The organism is Rhodococcus sp. NPDC003383 (assembly GCF_053589115.1).
This window is the reverse complement of sequence record NZ_JBSFRG010000017.1, coordinates 38,589-54,092: the sequence shown is the minus strand read 5'-3', so window position 1 is coordinate 54,092 and position 15,504 is coordinate 38,589. Positions and strand designations below refer to the sequence as shown.

General features: G+C 69.5%; 16 protein-coding genes. 9 read left to right on the top strand and 7 right to left on the bottom strand.

Annotated features, from left to right (window positions below):
* The first annotated feature begins 3 nt into the window (after window positions 1-3).
* From ACWDTS_RS16270 to ACWDTS_RS16260, 3 genes are all read left to right on the top strand, one after another.
* On the top strand, window positions 4-627 hold the full coding sequence (locus ACWDTS_RS16270; protein ID WP_197255301.1) for a TIGR03085 family metal-binding protein: 624 nt from the start codon (window positions 4-6) through the stop codon (window positions 625-627).
* A 102-nt stretch (window positions 628-729) separates the two neighbouring features.
* Window positions 730-3,537 carry a DNA translocase FtsK gene (locus ACWDTS_RS16265; RefSeq protein WP_197255298.1) on the top strand — a complete coding sequence of 936 codons (2,808 nt, stop codon included), beginning with the start codon at window positions 730-732 and terminating at the stop codon, window positions 3,535-3,537.
* A gap of 182 nt (window positions 3,538-3,719) precedes the next feature.
* Window positions 3,720-4,736 (top strand): TerC family protein, encoded by a 1,017-nt coding sequence (locus ACWDTS_RS16260; protein ID WP_197255296.1) that lies wholly within the window; start codon window positions 3,720-3,722, stop codon window positions 4,734-4,736.
* Between the two features lie 3 nt (window positions 4,737-4,739).
* Here the strand turns inward: ACWDTS_RS16260 and ACWDTS_RS16255 are convergent, their stop codons facing one another.
* Entirely contained in the window at window positions 4,740-5,024 is a 285-nt protein-coding gene (locus ACWDTS_RS16255) for a YciI family protein (RefSeq protein ID WP_197255294.1), read from the bottom strand.
* 40 nt (window positions 5,025-5,064) lie between these two features.
* The gene (locus ACWDTS_RS16250) at window positions 5,065-5,592 is read right to left on the bottom strand and encodes an amino-acid N-acetyltransferase (protein WP_197255292.1); all 528 of its coding nucleotides are present in this window, start codon (window positions 5,590-5,592) and stop codon (window positions 5,065-5,067) included.
* Between the two features lie 150 nt (window positions 5,593-5,742).
* On the opposite strand from ACWDTS_RS16250, the gene pgsA reads away from it, so the two are divergent.
* From pgsA to pspM, 5 genes are all read left to right on the top strand, one after another.
* Window positions 5,743-6,453 (top strand): CDP-diacylglycerol--glycerol-3-phosphate 3-phosphatidyltransferase, encoded by a 711-nt coding sequence (gene pgsA / locus ACWDTS_RS16245; protein WP_450118606.1) that lies wholly within the window; start codon window positions 5,743-5,745, stop codon window positions 6,451-6,453.
* Entirely contained in the window at window positions 6,454-6,963 is a 510-nt protein-coding gene (locus ACWDTS_RS16240; RefSeq protein ID WP_450118605.1) for a CinA family protein, read from the top strand.
* 103 nt (window positions 6,964-7,066) lie between these two features.
* Window positions 7,067-7,456 carry a helix-turn-helix domain-containing protein gene (locus tag ACWDTS_RS16235; protein ID WP_197255288.1) on the top strand — a complete coding sequence of 130 codons (390 nt, stop codon included), beginning with the start codon at window positions 7,067-7,069 and terminating at the stop codon, window positions 7,454-7,456.
* Window positions 7,457-7,657: 201 nt separating this feature from the next.
* On the top strand, window positions 7,658-8,473 hold the full coding sequence (locus tag ACWDTS_RS16230; RefSeq protein ID WP_197255285.1) for a PspA/IM30 family protein: 816 nt from the start codon (window positions 7,658-7,660) through the stop codon (window positions 8,471-8,473).
* 24 nt (window positions 8,474-8,497) lie between these two features.
* A complete protein-coding gene (pspM, locus tag ACWDTS_RS16225; RefSeq protein WP_450118604.1) occupies window positions 8,498-9,307 on the top strand; it encodes a phage shock envelope stress response protein PspM in 810 nt (269 codons plus the stop codon).
* A 9-nt stretch (window positions 9,308-9,316) separates the two neighbouring features.
* Here pspM and ACWDTS_RS16220 read toward each other — a convergent pair whose 3' ends face one another.
* The 3 genes from ACWDTS_RS16220 to ACWDTS_RS16210 are packed head-to-tail and all read right to left on the bottom strand — an operon-like array spanning window position 9,317 to window position 11,209.
* On the bottom strand, window positions 9,317-9,922 hold the full coding sequence (locus ACWDTS_RS16220; protein ID WP_450118603.1) for an energy-coupling factor transporter transmembrane component T family protein: 606 nt from the start codon (window positions 9,920-9,922) through the stop codon (window positions 9,317-9,319).
* Window positions 9,919-10,602 carry an energy-coupling factor ABC transporter ATP-binding protein gene (locus tag ACWDTS_RS16215; protein WP_248674735.1) on the bottom strand — a complete coding sequence of 228 codons (684 nt, stop codon included), beginning with the start codon at window positions 10,600-10,602 and terminating at the stop codon, window positions 9,919-9,921. The genes ACWDTS_RS16220 and ACWDTS_RS16215 overlap by 4 nt, the downstream gene beginning before the upstream one ends.
* Window positions 10,603-10,612: 10 nt before the next feature.
* Window positions 10,613-11,209: a biotin transporter BioY gene (locus tag ACWDTS_RS16210; RefSeq protein ID WP_197252581.1), complete on the bottom strand. Its 597-nt coding sequence runs from the start codon at window positions 11,207-11,209 to the stop codon at window positions 10,613-10,615.
* A 229-nt stretch (window positions 11,210-11,438) separates the two neighbouring features.
* Here ACWDTS_RS16210 and ACWDTS_RS16205 point away from each other — a divergent pair, with 229 nt between their 5' ends.
* Window positions 11,439-11,612: a hypothetical protein gene (locus ACWDTS_RS16205; RefSeq protein ID WP_450118602.1), complete on the top strand. Its 174-nt coding sequence runs from the start codon at window positions 11,439-11,441 to the stop codon at window positions 11,610-11,612.
* Window positions 11,613-11,655: 43 nt separating this feature from the next.
* Here ACWDTS_RS16205 and ACWDTS_RS16200 read toward each other — a convergent pair whose 3' ends face one another.
* Window positions 11,656-14,151, bottom strand: a complete 2,496-nt coding sequence (locus ACWDTS_RS16200; protein WP_374068703.1) for a phosphatidylglycerol lysyltransferase domain-containing protein — start codon at window positions 14,149-14,151, stop codon at window positions 11,656-11,658.
* An 11-nt stretch (window positions 14,152-14,162) separates the two neighbouring features.
* Complete coding sequence (locus ACWDTS_RS16195) at window positions 14,163-15,494, bottom strand: alpha/beta hydrolase (RefSeq protein WP_197252583.1); 1,332 nt, start codon at window positions 15,492-15,494, stop codon at window positions 14,163-14,165.
* Window positions 15,495-15,504 lie beyond the last annotated feature (10 nt).

Here is a 15,504-nt window from a genome sequence, read left to right as displayed (position 1 = left end):
GCCGTGAGCCTGGCCAAACGCGAACGAGCAGCCCTGGTCCGCACGATGTCGGAGGTCGGTCCCGACGCGCCCACCCTCTGCGGGGACTGGACGACACGGGATCTCGCCGCGCACCTGCTCGTGCGCGAGCGCCGGATCGACTCGATGCCCGGCATCCTTCTGCCGCAGCTCGCGGACCACACCGAGAAGGTGCGCAAGTCGGCCACCGACCGGCCGTGGGCGTACCTGCTCGCGGACATCGAGTCCGGGCCGCCGATGTGGTCCCCGTTGTTCCTGGTCGACGCGGTCGCGAACGCGGGGGAGATGTTCGTCCACCACGAGGACGTCCGGCGCGCCGTCGACGGCTGGGAGCCGCGGGTGCTGCCCGCCGACGATCAAGAGCACCTGTGGCGGCTGGCCCGGCAGATCGGCCGGCGCAGCTACCGCGGCAGCGATGTCAGCGTCGTCTTCGAACGCCCCGACGGCACGCGCGCCACCGTGCGGAAACGAGGCCCGCGCACCGTCGTGCTGCGCGGCGAACCGGCGGAACTGCTGCTGCACGCGTTCGGTCGCGACCAGGTGCGGCTGGAGACGGACGGCGAGCCCCGCGACCTCGACGAGATCACGGCCTCGGCTCGCGGCGTGTGACGGTGAATACCCAGGTCACGGCGTGTCCTGTGACATGAACCGCGACGTGGTGCCGGTGTTGCGGATGGTTCGGATGGGGACCGAGCGGCTAACCTGACGGGTATGGCAGGAAAGTCGAGCAGTCGCGGATCGTCCACGACCTCCCGGTCGAAGGCGACAGCGCGCGGCTCGGCCGGGACCTCGAGCCGCTCCGGCAGCGCCGGTGCGAGCCGGTCCGGCGGTTCCTCGAAGAGCGGATCGTCGCGCAGCGGCGCGGCCAAGAGTGGAACCGCGAAGGCGGGCACCGCGAAGACCGGCGCCACCAAGCGCCGGTCCTCGGCGTCGTCCACCCGGACCCCGGCGCGGCGTTCGGCCGCATCCACGCGTCCGGCCCGCGTCGCCGCGCCCTCTCGAACCTCGGCGTCCGGACGTCGGGGCCCCGGCGTGCTCGACTCCCTCGGGCGCGGGATCAGCGCCGGCTGGTTCATGATCGCTCGCGGCGTCGGCGCCACCATCCGCACGATGGGCAAGGCCGGCGACATCGAACACGGTCACCGCCGCGACGGCATCGCGCTCGGACTGATCGCACTCGGCCTGGTCGTGGCGGGCAGCGTGTGGTTCGGGGTCGGCGGCCCGGTCGGCGGCTGGGTCGAATCCGGGGTGCGCGCGGTCACCGGTGGTGCCAGCGCAGTGCTGCCGCTCGTCGCGATCGGTATCGCCGTGGTGCTCATGCGCACCGAGCCGCGACCCGAGATCCGCCCCCGCCTGATCCTCGGCGGGCTGCTGGTCGGGCTCCCCGCACTCGGGCTGTGGCACATCGCATCCGGATCGCCGACCACTCCCGAAGGCCGATCGCAGGGCGCCGGGTTCGTCGGCGGCGCGGTCGGCGGGCCGCTCACCTCGGGCCTGACCGTCTGGCTCTCGGTGCCGCTGATGGTGCTGGCCGCCGGGTTCGGGATCCTGCTCATCACCGGCACCACCGTGCGTGAACTGCCTGGTCTCTTCCGCGACTACTTCGGGTTGTCCTATCGCGCCGACGACGAATACGGCGACTACGACGAGTACGACCCCCACGACGACTTCGGCCGTGACGAACCGCCGTACGACGACCACGACCCGACGCTGTTCGACGCCGACGGCTATCCCACCGAACGCCGCCCGCGACGGCGCCGCACCCCGGCCGAGAACTACCCGACCGACGAATTCGACGGCAACGCCCGCACCGAGGTGCTGCCGCTGTGGGACGCGCCCGCGACGAAGCCGTTCGAGGCGCCGCCCGCTCCCGAACCCGAACCGGAACCGGAACCGACGCCGGAACCGCCCAAACAGCGGACCAGGCCCAAGCCGACCCCGAAACCCACCCCGCCGCCGACGCCGGCCGTCGACGAGGCCGACGAACTCGACGCGATGGTGCCGGAGCGGGTCGTCGAAGGCGACTACACGCTGCCGTCGATCGGGCTGCTCATCCAGGGCGACCCGCCGAAGACGCGCTCGTCCGCGAACGACCAGATGATCGACTCGATCACCGAGGTCCTCGAACAGTTCAAGATCGACGCGGCGGTCACCGGGTTCACCCGCGGTCCGACCGTCACCCGCTACGAGGTCGAACTGGGTCCCGGCGTCAAGGTCGAGAAGATCACCGCGCTGGCGCGCAACATCGCGTACGCCGTCGCGACCGACAACGTGCGGTTGCTCGCCCCGATCCCGGGCAAGTCCGCGGTGGGCATCGAGGTGCCCAACTCGGACCGCGAACTGGTCCGGCTGGCCGACGTGCTCGCCGCCCCGAGCACCCGCAAGGATCGGCATCCGCTGGTGATCGGCCTCGGCAAGGACATCGAGGGCGACTTCGTGCACGCCAATCTGGCGAAGATGCCGCACCTGCTGGTGGCCGGTTCCACCGGTTCCGGTAAGTCCAGCTTCGTCAACTCGATGCTGGTGTCGCTGTTGATCCGGGCGACCCCGGAGGACGTGCGGATGATCCTCATCGACCCCAAGATGGTCGAGTTGACGCCGTACGAGGGCATCCCGCACCTCATCACGCCCATCATCACGCAGCCGAAGAAGGCGGCGGCCGCGCTGGCATGGCTCGTCGAGGAGATGGAGCAGCGCTACCAGGACATGCAGGCCAACCGGGTGCGGCACATCGACGACTTCAACGCCAAGGTGCGCTCCGGGGAGATCACCGCGCCGCTCGGCAGTGAACGCGTGTACCGCCCGTATCCGTACATCCTGGCGATCGTCGACGAGCTCGCCGACCTGATGATGACCGCGCCGCGTGAGGTCGAGGAGTCGATCGTGCGGATCACGCAGAAGGCCCGCGCCGCCGGTATCCACCTCGTGCTGGCCACGCAGCGACCGTCCGTGGACGTCGTCACGGGCCTGATCAAGACGAACGTGCCGTCCCGGCTGGCGTTCGCGACCTCGTCGCTCACGGACTCGCGCGTCATCCTCGACCAGCCCGGCGCCGAGAAGCTCATCGGTATGGGCGACGGTCTGTTCCTGCCGATGGGTGCGGGCAAACCGCAACGCCTGCAGGGTGCGTTCATCACCGACGAAGAGATCGCCGCGGTCGTCGACTTCACCAAGAACCAGGCCGAACCCGAGTACACCGAGGGCGTCACCACGCAGAAGGCGGGGGAGAAGAAGGACGTCGACCCCGACATCGGCGACGACCTCGACGTGTTCCTCCAGGCCGTGGAACTGGTGGTGTCCAGCCAGTTCGGCTCGACGTCGATGCTGCAGCGCAAGCTGCGCGTCGGTTTCGCGAAGGCCGGCCGGCTCATGGACCTGATGGAGACCCGCGGTGTGGTCGGCCCGAGCGAAGGGTCGAAGGCCCGCGAGGTGCTGGTCAAGCCGGACGAACTCGAGGGCCTGCTGTACTCCATCCGTGGGGGCGGTGGAGACGGGGAGAACGGCTCCGACCAGGACTGATACGGCCCCGGACTGCGAGTGTGGTTGAATGGACCACGTTGTGGAGGGGAGTATCCCCGTGATCCGCGACAGTTCCGTCAACACGTACGGCAGCGTTGCCGCTCCGGGACTGTCGGTCTGCACCTGTGCAGGCGGGAGAGACCTCCGGTGCCCTTTCAGGTCTACCGGAGGAATTCAGCCCCATGCATGTGACACCCCTGGTGTGGCTCGTCACGATCGCGGTCATCGCCGCGCTCTTCGTGTTCGACTTCGTCTCCCACGTCCGTACCCCGCACGCCCCGTCGCTGCGTGAATCCGGATTCTGGTCCGCCGTCTTCATCGGCATCGCGATCCTGTTCGGCGTCGTGGTCTTCGCGCTGTGGGGACCGCAGTACGGCGGCGAGTACTTCGCCGGCTACGTCACCGAGAAGGCGCTGTCGGTCGACAACCTGTTCGTGTTCGTGGTGATCATGGCGACCTTCGCGATCCCCCGCGAATATCAGCAGAAGGTGCTCACCATCGGCATCGTCCTGGCCCTGGCGATGCGCGGCGCGTTCATCGCGGTCGGTGCCGCGGCGATCAACGCCTACAGCTGGGTGTTCTACCTGTTCGGCGTCTTCCTGCTGTACACCGCGGTCAAGCTGATCATCGACCACAACAAGGACGAGGACACCAAGCCCGACGAGGGCCGCATCGTGAAGCTGGTGCGCAAGGTCGTTCCCACCACCGAGCACTACGACGGCGACCGTCTGGTCACCCGGATCGACGGCAAGCGCATGGTCACGCCGCTCATGCTCGCGCTGCTCGCCATCGGCTTCGCCGACGTGCTGTTCGCCCTCGACTCCATCCCGGCGATCTACGGCCTCACCCAGGAGCCGTACCTGGTGTTCACGGCGAACGCGTTCGCCCTGATGGGCCTGCGTCAGCTGTTCTTCCTCATCGGCGGCCTGCTGGACCGCCTCGTGTACCTGTCGTACGGCCTGTCGATCATCTTGGCGTTCATCGGCCTCAAGCTTGTGCTGCACGCGCTGCACGAGAACACGCTGCCGTTCGTCAACGGCGGGGAGCACGTCGCGGTCCCGGAGATCTCCACGAGCCTGTCGTTGGCGGTGATCATCGGGGTGCTCGTCGTGACGACCGTCCTGAGCCTGCTCAAGAACCGCAGCGACGCCCGGAAGGCCGAGGCCGTGGAGAGCTCCGAAACCGAGAACGTGCGGTGACCGTCAGGCGTTGAACACGCCCATCACCGGCTGCCAACCGGTGATGCGGACGGCGTCGACGAGGTTGCGCTGCGCGAACGGGTCCTGTGCCATCAGTTCGTGCGCGGCAGCCTCGTCGGCGACGTCGATGAGGATCAGGGCGCCCGAACCGTCCACCCACGGGCCCGTCGCCACGACCGTGCCCGCGTCGACGAGGTCGCTCAGCCAGCTGCGGTGCGTCGGGCGGTGCTCGTCGCGTGCGGCGACGGTGGCGTCGGAGTAGGTGTATTCGACGGCGAACAGGGGCATGGGTTCCTCGCTTCGGGTTCGGGGTGTGCTCCGGAGCCGCTCAGAGCGTGAGCAGCATCCGCGTGTTGCCGAGTGTGTTGGGTTTGACGTAGCTCAGATCCAGGAACTCGGCGACGCCGGTATCGTACGACCGGCACATTTCGGCGTAGACCTCGGCGGTGACGGGGGTGCCCTCGATCTCGGCGAATCCGTGCCGGCCGAAGAACTCCACCTCGAACGTGAGCACGAAGAGCCGGTCGAGCTCGAGTTCCCGCGCGACCTCGATGAGTTTGGCCACCACGAGATGTCCGGCGCCGCGCCCCTTGACCCGCGGATCCACCGCGACCGTGCGCACCTCGCCGAGATCCGCCCACAGCACGTGCAGCGCGCCGCAGCCGATGACCTCGCCACCCGATTCGGCCACCCAGAACTCCTGCACCGACTCGTACAGGGTCACGAGGTTCTTCTCGAGCAGGATGCGACCTGCATAGATGTCGATGAGACGCTTGATCTCCGGAACGTCCGACGTTCGAGCACGGCGCACGATGATCCGGTCGGCGTGTTCGTGATCGGGCGTCGGAGAAGTCATGCGGTGAACAGTAGCGGGTGCTCGGAACGATATTGTGGGTCACGTGCCGGTCGGATCGTCGAGTTCATCCCAGATTCCGGGGGAACTACGTCCACCGGCCCGACCTGTGCCGACTTCCGGTACTTCACGACGTTGCACCCGGAGGTCCGCATGAGCACGCCCCGTCCCCATGTCGCCGGGGCCGGTAGCGGCGCCGCGCCGGGACCGCACGCCGGCACCGCCCACGAGCCGGTGCCGCTGTGGAACATCGCGAACATCCTCACCATGCTGCGGATCGCGCTGGTGCCGGTGTTCCTCGTGCTGCTGTTCGTCGGCGACGGTCACGAGACCCGTTGGCGCATCGCGGCCACGGCGGTGTTCGCGATCGCCGCGATCACCGATCGCGTCGACGGTCAGCTCGCCCGTCGTCGAGGTCTGGTCACGGATTTCGGCAAGCTCGCCGACCCGATCGCGGACAAGGCGCTGATCGGTGCCGCACTCGTCGGCCTGTCGGTCCTCGGCGACCTGTCCTGGTGGGTGACCGGAATCATCGCCGCCCGCGAACTCGGTATCACGGCACTGCGATTCGCGGTGCTCCGGCACGCGGTGATCCCCGCCAGCCGCGGCGGCAAGGCCAAGACTCTCGTGCAGACCCTCGCGATCGGGGTGTACCTGCTGCCCTTGCCGGACGCCGTGATGCCGTTCGCGGTCGCGCTGATGGCGCTGGCAGTGCTGTTGACCGTCGGTACCGGCATCGACTATGTGGTCCAGGCGGCACGGTTGCGCGCGGGCGTCCGCACGGAGGCCCAGCATCACCGCGACGACCAGCATCACCGCGACGACCAGCATCACCGCGACGACCTGGGCGGAGCCGAAGCGTAGATGGCCGCCGCGCCGGATCCTCTCGTCGCCGCCACCCGGGCCGCAGACCTCGTTGCCGCCCTCGTCGAGCGAGGGCAGACCGTCGCGACCGCCGAATCGCTCACTGCGGGCCTGCTCTCGGCCACGATCGCCGGTGTGCCCGGAGCCAGCGCGGTGTTGCGCGGTGGTCTCGTCGTGTACGCGACCGATCTGAAGGCATCGCTCGCCGGCGTCGACACCGAGCGCCTCGGGCGGGACGGTCCGGTCGCCGAGTCGACCGCTGCAGCACTCGCCGAGGGCGCTGCGGAACGCTGCGGTGCGACGTGGGGTGTCGGACTGACCGGGGTCGCCGGCCCCGACGATCAGGACGGGCACCCGCCGGGCACCCTTTTTCTGGGGATCTGTGGCCCCGACGGCACCACCGTGACATGCCCTGCGGTGCACGGCGACCGATGGTCCATCCGGCTCGGTGCGGTGGACGCCGCCGTGTCGGGGCTACTCGGGCGCCTGACATCGGACTCGGCGTTGTAGTGTCTGCTCACCGCGGTTTCGGTGCACGGTGTCGCGACCGCGGGAACCCGGCGGCGCGGTTACGCGTTGTCCGGGATAAGGCACGACGGACGAGGAGGACGCGATGGCTCTGTTGTTGCGTGAGGCAATCGGTGACAGCCTTCGGCGCACCCGTGTGTCGCAGAGTCGCACTCTGCGCGAGGTGTCGAGCAGTGCGCGGGTCAGCCTCGGCTACCTCTCGGAGATCGAACGCGGACGCAAGGAAGCGTCGAGCGAACTCCTCGCGGCAATCTGCGACGCGCTCGAGGTGCCGCTGTCCGACGTGCTGTTCGACGTCAGCGAGTCGCTGGCGGATGCGGCACCGCATCGCGATCGGAAGGATGCCGCTGCGGCGGCACCCCTCGATTCCGGTGTGGCCGTCCACGGTCCTGCCGGGGATCCGGCCGCGCGAATTGCGCAGGACACCCGCGTGGTGATTCCGCCACCTGCGACGCGGGCGCTGGCTGCCGCCTAACATGGATCACGACCGCGCCGGCTTGCCGGATGCGGACGAAAGCGACAGACTTTTTCGGGTCACCACCGGGGGGTGGCCCGGGACACGACAGGTGGGACCGCCCGATGAACGGTGAAGGTGCGGCGGTCCGAATCGGTGCGCGAGGGCCGCGCACCGGGTCGCGTTCGGCGCGGCGTACCAGATGGAGGCAGGATCACACCCATGGCTAATCCGTTCGTCAAGGGTTGGAAGTACCTCATGGCGCTTTTCAACTCCAAGATCGATGAGAAGGCCGATCCGAAGGTCCAGATTCAGCAGGCGATCGAGGATGCCCAGCGTCAGCACCAGGCCCTGTCCCAGCAGGCTGCGTCCGTCATCGGCAACCAGCGGCAGCTCGAGATGAAGCTCAACCGTCAGCTGGACGAGGTCGAGAAGCTCAACGCCAGTGCCCGTCAGGCCGTGCTCATGGCCGACCAGGCCACCGCCGCCGGCGACACCGAGAAGGCCATCCAGTACACGAACGCCGCCGAGGCGTTTGCGGCCCAGCTCGTGACCGCCGAGCAGTCCGTCGAGGACCTCAAGGTGCTGCACGACCAGTCGCTGCAGGCCGCGGCGCAGGCGAAGAAGGCCGTCGAGCAGAACGCGATGGCCCTGCAGCAGAAGGTCGCCGAGCGCACCAAGCTGCTCAGCCAGCTCGAGCAGGCGAAGATGCAGGAACGGGTCAGCGAGTCGCTGCGCTCGATGGACTCGACCCTGTCGGCTCCCGGCACCACCCCGAGCCTCGACGCCGTGCGCGAGAAGATCGAGCGGCGTTACGCCGACGCCTTGGGCTCGGCCGAGCTCGCCCAGAATTCGGTGCAGGGCCGCATGCTCGAGGTCCAGCAGGCGACGATCCAGATGGCCGGGCACAGCCGGCTCGAGCAGATCCGCGCATCGATGAAGGGCGAGGCGCTCCCCGGTGGTGCCGCCGGTACCTCCACGCCGGCCGTGAACACCGCGAAGGAACCGCCGGCCGCCGGTGCAGCGGGAACGCAGTAGTCGACAGTCGGATGTGATCCAGACATGAGCACTCCGGGCAACGGCCGGGTCGGGAACGTTCCCGCCCCGGCCGTTGCCGCGCTCAGGGAAGCCGCCGACGGTGTCGTCGAAGCGGCGCGCCGCTGGCGTGATCCGTCCGCCCGGCTGCGGCGGAAGAAGCGGCGGGCCCGCCGCAGAGCCCGAATCTTCGGGGCCGCCACCGGCATGTGGGGCGTCGGCACCGCCACGCTGGTCGCCGCGTCCGCCCCGGACTGGACGATCGTCGCGACCGGCGGCACCACCGCGGCGCTGGCGGTTCCCGCGGTTCTGGCGGTACGGAAGGTGCGACGCCTCGATGCGGTGCCCATCCCGCCGGCTCCTCCGCGTCGGCGCGCGTTGCCACCGGACGGTTCCGTCGCACGCGCACCCATGGCGCGACTGGCCAGCAACGAGCGGAGCCTGGCGCATCTGCTCGGGGTCCTCGCCCGGTCCCAGGCGGTCGTCGCCGAGGATCTCGACGAGATCGGCGAGGCCGCTCGGGCCGCGTCGTCCGCGCTCGAGGCCGTCGCGGTCGACGTCGTCGCGCTCGAATCCGCAGCATGTGGGAGCGCCGCGGCCGCGGCGCAGCTCGGACCGGCGCTCGCCGCGGCCGGTCACCGTCTCGAGACCGGTGTCGATCAGTTCGAGGAACTCGTGGCGGCCGCCGCGCGGCTCGCCGGGGCGCCCGAGGGCAGCCGGCCCATGGCCGTGCTCGAGCAGCAGCGCGCCGAATTGATCTCCGCGTCCGATCGCCTCGAGGGCTGGGCCCAGTCGTGGCAGGACGTCGACCGGATCCAGCAGCGGTTCCGGCACTAGGAACTACGCCTAGTCGTCCACGCCCCGCGCGGAGAGTGCTTCGCCCATCGCATCCGCGGACCGCAGGGCGCCCACGACGACCGGAACCACCAGGGCGCGCAACGAGAAGCCCAGGCCGCGGGCCTTGCGCGCGTCGCTCACCTGTGTCACCAGCTCACCGAGCAGGGGGATGCAGCGGATGGTCATGACCAGCACGAGGCCGATCCGCTCCGGATTCACACCGACCCGGCGCAACGGCCCCAGGCCCGCAACGATCGCGTCCAGCATGTCCGTCACGCGGGTCGTGAGCGTCACCAGCGCCGCGAGCGCGACCGCGAGCAGCAGCGAACCGCACACCACCACCGCGCGTTCCCAGCCCGCGACCACGACCTGGAACACACCGATGAACGCGAGCATCCACAGCAACGGACGCAACTGGACGACGGCGAGCCGGACCGGAATCCGCGCCATGGCGTAGAGCCCGGCCACGGCGGCGGCGACGGGCAGCACCTGCCACGGCCGGTCGATCCACAACGTCAGCGCGACGATGGCCGCCGCGGTGACGACGAGCTTCGGTCCGGCCGGGAGGCGGTGCAGCGGCGTGGTCGCCGGGTGGTAGGGGCCCAGCGTCGTCATGATGCGACCAGGGTCCGGTAGAAGTCGACGGCCGGGCCGGGCGCGTCGTCGGCGACGATCCGGCCGCCGTCGACGACGAGCACCCGATCGAAGTCGGTGAGCAGATCCAGCTGGTGGGTCACGACGATCAACTGCTGTTCGAGGTTCGCGAACGTCTGCGAGATCAGCCTCGTATTGCGGAGATCGAGCAGGGTGGTCGGCTCGTCCGCGACGAGGACCTGCGGGTCGGTGACCATGATCGCGGCCAGCGCCAGCATCTGCTTCTGGCCTCCCGACAGCAGGTGGCTGGGGTGGTCGTGGTGCCCGCCGAGGCCGAAGTCGCCGAGCACCCGCCGGACCCGTTCGGCGCGTTCGGCTTTGCCGAGTCCGCTGCGCCGCAACGAGAAGTCCACATCCTCGGCGACGGTCGGCATGACGATCTGGTGGTCGGGATCGGTGAACACGAATCCGACGCGTCGCCGCACCTCGCGGCCCTTGCGTGCGGTGTCCAGGCCGTCGACGGTGACCGTGCCGGAGGTGGGAACGACGAGACCGTTGATCATGCGGGCCAGCGTCGATTTGCCGCTGCCGTTGGCCCCGACGATCCCGATCCGCCTTTCGGTGAGGATCACGTCGATGCCGTCGAGCACGACCCGCTCGCCGTAGGCGTGTCGGACCGAATCGAAGCGGATCTCGCTCATCGACGGACGGTCAGTGGGCGAGATCGCCGGCGGGCTTCGCCGCCACGCGCGACGCGATCAGGCCGGGGTAGGCGCGGTGCACCTGCGCCGCAACGGCGGCTGCGACGACGGCCTTGAGCAGGTCGCCGGGCAGGAACGTCACGTTGGCGCTCAGCGCGGCCCAGAAGGTCAGGTCGGTGCGCAGCAGCATCCCGGCGATGCCGAAGGCGTACAGCACCACGATCCCGCCCAGCACGTTGATCGCGACACCGGGCACCACCCGGTAGCGCGGCAGCATCCGCGCGGACAGCCAGCCGATGACCGCGACGGCGGGAATCCAGCCGATCAGGAAGCCGGCGGTGGGGGAGGCCAGGGACGTGAGGGTCGTGCGACCGCCGGCGAGCACGGGAAGCGCAAGACCCAGCACGATGACCGTCGCGACGGACAGCACACCCTTGCGGGCACCGAGCAGTGCGCCGGCGAGCATCACTCCGAGGGTCTGCAGCGTGATCGGCACGCCCGACGATCCGATGGTGATCTGCCCGGGAAGCCCGAGCGCGATGATCAGAGCAGCGAACACGGCGATCTGCGCCAGGTCGCGGGCGGGAATGCGACGGGTCGACGACACGATTTCTCAGCCTTCTTCACATGGGTGGGAACGCGTCGAGCCTATGTGCCTTGTGCGTGCTGTGCGTCACCACCCCGCTCCGGGAGTGACCCCGACGTGGCGGCCGGCGGCTCGGGGATTCCCCCCATCTTTCCCTGATTTGTGTTCTGACCTGGTGTTTTTCCGGTCTGGGACTGTCAGGATCGTGGTGTACGGCAGTGAGAAATGCCAATCGAGTCAGGAGAAGGCGATGTTCTGGAAGATCGTGGGTGTGGTGGCGCTGGTGTGGATCGGCCTGGCGTTGTTCGGCGCCCTGTTCGAGCACTTGTTCGGGATTCTCATGGTGAGCGCGATCATCTTCGGCGGATATCTGATCTACAAGGCGATCGCGGGTGACAAGCACGACGACATCATGAAGGTCTGATCCACGGCGCTCCGCGCCTGTCGTCCGCAGCGGTCCGAGCCTGTCACCTGCGCAGCAACCGGGTGAGCAGGCGCCGCCCTTGCCCGAGCGAGACGTCGGGAAGGTAGGCGCGTCCGACCGCGACGCCGATCGCGGGCAGCGCGGCGGGATCCGGGAAGACCATGTACAGGGGCCGGTACTCGGGCTGGAACTTGGACTTGAACGCGAGCAGCGACCGGAACCCGTAGACCGGTTCGAGGGTGCGCCCGAGCATCTCGAGCAGCGCGTCGAGTGCCGTGCGGTCCACCGCGTCGGTCCGTCCGGCCGCGGCCAGGGGCGCACCGGACAGGCTCAGGTACTCGAGTCCCTCCTGCTGGGCAGACAACGCGGCCGACGCGATGAGGAACTCCATCGATGGGCGGAAACCGTCGGAGCGACGCCGCATGAAGTCGAGGGTCAGCGCGACGACGGTGCCGTCGCGGTAGACCGGCATCCACGAGGTGATGGCGTGGACGTGCCGGTCGCCGTCGATCGCGAGCAGCAGCCGGACCTCGGGGTCGCGGAGTTCCTCGAGACCGCCGAGCGTGAACCCCATCTCCGGCAGGCCCTTGTCGGCGACCCATTCCTCGGAGATCGCCACGATCTGCTCGACGACGGCCAGCGGCGCGTCGTGCAGGGTCGTCCATTCGGCGGTGACGCCGTCCTTGCGGGCCCGGTTGAGGGCGGTGCGCACGTCCTGGAACTTCTTGCCGGAGAAGGCCAGCCCTTCGAGCCGGATCACGGTTTCCTCGGCGACCTGCAGGCACGTCCAGCCGTGCTCGCGGGCGATGGCCGCGGTGGGCTCGCCGACCGAGTACAGGCACGGGGTCCAGCCGTTCTCGGCGCAGTACGAGGCGAATTCGTCGACGGCGGCGACGAGGGTGTCGCGGTCGCCGATCGGGTCGCCGGTGGTGAGCGCGACACCGGAGTGCACCCGGTAGGCGACGGCGTGCCTGCCGTCGGAGGAGAACCAGTAGTGGTTGCCGCCCCAGGTGGTCATCCACGACAGGGACGATCCGCCGGGCGAGTGCAGCAGTTCGCGGACGCGTCGCTGCGCGTCGGCGTCGTAGCCGAGCGCCGGCACCTGGAAGCTGCGCAGCATCAGCCCGCAGAACACCGCCCACACCAGGACGCCGACCCACTCGAACAGCAGGGTCGCGGCGGACGTGAGCGGCAGCACGGGCGGTTCGAACAGCTGGAGGTAGACCGGCGGGATCAGCCGCCGCGGCATGTCCCGCAGCAGGGTCCATGCTCCCGGATCGCGATCGAAGCCGTCGGCGAGCAGCGATCCGGCGCCGACGTAGACGAGTGCGGCGACCACGACGGCGCCGAGTGTGCCCAACCACACGGGGGCATAGGTGCCGCGTGGGGCACGGACCTGGAACAGTCGTCGGCTCCCCAGCAGCAGCACGAGGATCGCGACCAGCGCCAGCAGCGGGGCCAGTTCCATGTACACCGAGCTGTGCCGATGCTGCCCGTACAGCAACGACCGGGTCGCGTCCTGCTCGGTGGTCTCGGCGACGAGGCTCGCGGCCGCGACCGCGATCAGCGCGACGTGCGCCCACACCGACAGCAGCCACCCGGCGCGTCGTCCCCGGCGCAACCCATCCGCGGACACGAGCAGCACGATCGACGGCATCAGGTTCATCACGAGCGGTCCGAGCCCGGACAGCCGCAGCGCCTGCTGTCCCTTGCGGCATTCGTCGTGCAGCGCCGGGTCGGCACACACGTCCACCAGTTCGCGCGCCGAATAGGGGACCTGGTCGAACAGCATCCGCAGCGCCGAGAGCGGTCCGATCGCGTGCGGAGAGAACGCGGCCAGCACGGGACCGAGCACGCTCGCGGCCACGACCAGCGCGACCAGCGTGCGTTGCTCGCGGACGGTGCCACCGAGCGCCGGGCCCCGCGCGGAGCGTCCGCACAGCCACGGCCCCAGAACCACGCCCGCCACCGCCGCGCACAGCCGCGTCACGTCCTGCAGGTGCCCGGCGAACAGGGCGGCCGTCACCAGGAACACCAGCACGAGCGTCCGGATCCGTCGGCGCCACAGGGTGTTCATCACCGAGGTCGACGCGAGCAGCGTACCCAGGACCCAGGGGACTGGATCCTCGATCACATGACCGTGAAGTTCGAGGCCCCACGTGTTCGGGACGGTCGACACGACCCACGCGATCAGCAGCGCCAGCGCCGAACCGATGCCCTGCGTCACGACCGCGGCGGCGGCGAACGGCACGCTGCCGATGCGATTCTCCGTCGGTACCGCCACCGCCAGGATCACGACGGTCACCAGCAGGTACTCGACGATGCCGGACGCGAACAGGCCCGAGGTCCACAGCACCCACACATGTCCGCTCTCGAAGCTCGCCACCCCCGACGACACCCATCGCGCGAGATCGGGGGACGGTCCGTGCCGGAGGGCGCCGGTCAGGATCCCGAGCAGCCACAACGCGGCCAGCAGCACGAGCGATACCGGTGCGCGGCGCAGTGCTCTCGCTGCGCGCCCGGCGGGCCCGTCGAGCACCCGCCGCGCGGTCACGAGGTGAGACCCAGTCGCCGGCTCAGCCACGGCATCTCCTTCTCCAGTGCGGCGGACCACAGTGAAAACGTGTGTCCCCCTGGCAGTTCCGTCAAGTGCACGTCCATACCGGCCGCGCGTGCCGCGGCGGTGAGCTGCTCGACACCCGCACGGTACTCGCGGTCGTCGAGACCCACCACGAACGCACCCGCGCTGTCGGGATAGCGGTTGTGTGCAAGCAGATCCGCCGGGTTGTTGCGGGCGAAGGCCGCGTCGTCGCCGCCGAACGCCTCCTGCACGGTGCGGGCGCGATCACCGAGGGTGGGCTCGGCCTGTCCGGAGATGTCGAGGAAGGTCGGATACACGTCCGGCCGGAGGGTCGCGAGTTGCAGCGCACACGTACCGCCGTAGGACAACCCGCCGATCGCCCACGCCCGCGGCTCCTGGTCGATCTGCAGGTTCTGCTTCACCCAGGCGGGCACGTCCACGGTCAGGTACGACGCGGCGTTGCCCAGTCGCGAATCCATGCACAGCGGATTGGCGAACTGCCCGCCGGTGCCGTCCGCGACCACGACCACGGGTGCGAGCCCGTCGTGTTGCGCGGCGAACGCGTCCATCGTCTGTGTCAGCCTGCCGCCGACCAGCCAGTCGTCCGGACTGCCGGGCTGTCCCGCCAGCAGGACCAGAACCGGAAGTTCGGGGCGAGGATCGGTGAAATAGGCCGGGGGCAGGTAGATCCGCGCTTCACGTGCGGGGAACCCGGACGTTGCGGCGGGGATCGGTGCAGACACCACGGCACCGGTGGACGGCATGTCGGGCGGCGGTGACCACTGCGCCGAGAGTGGCGTGCCCGTGACGGTCGTCGCGGTGCGGGCCTGCGCTTCGGTGAGCGGAACGGTGCGGAACACGGACAGGCCCAGTGCGGATCGCACGGTCGGATAGGCGTCGAAGACGAGGTTGATCTGGCCTGCCGCCGCGGTGGCGACCAGTGCCGCCGCGACGACGAGGCCCACTGCAACCGGGATGTGACGGCGCTCCCGGCGCCGGAACAGCCATCGGCCGATCAGCAGCGCGACGGCCAGGACGGCGGTCGCGGACCATGCGTACACGGCGTGCGGCAAGGGGTCCGGGAACGGTCGCCACACCTTCTCGATCAGCAGCGCCGCGAGTCCGACCAGAACCAGCGTCGCCGCGATCGCGCCGGGGATGCCGACGACGGTCCAGCGTCGACTCCTGCGCGCCACGAGTACCGCGATCCCGACCACGGTCAGACACCAGAACGTCACGGCCGCTGCGGTGGTGATCAGCTGTACGTCGAGCATCGCATCGGCGATACCGGACCAGGACATGATCATCAGT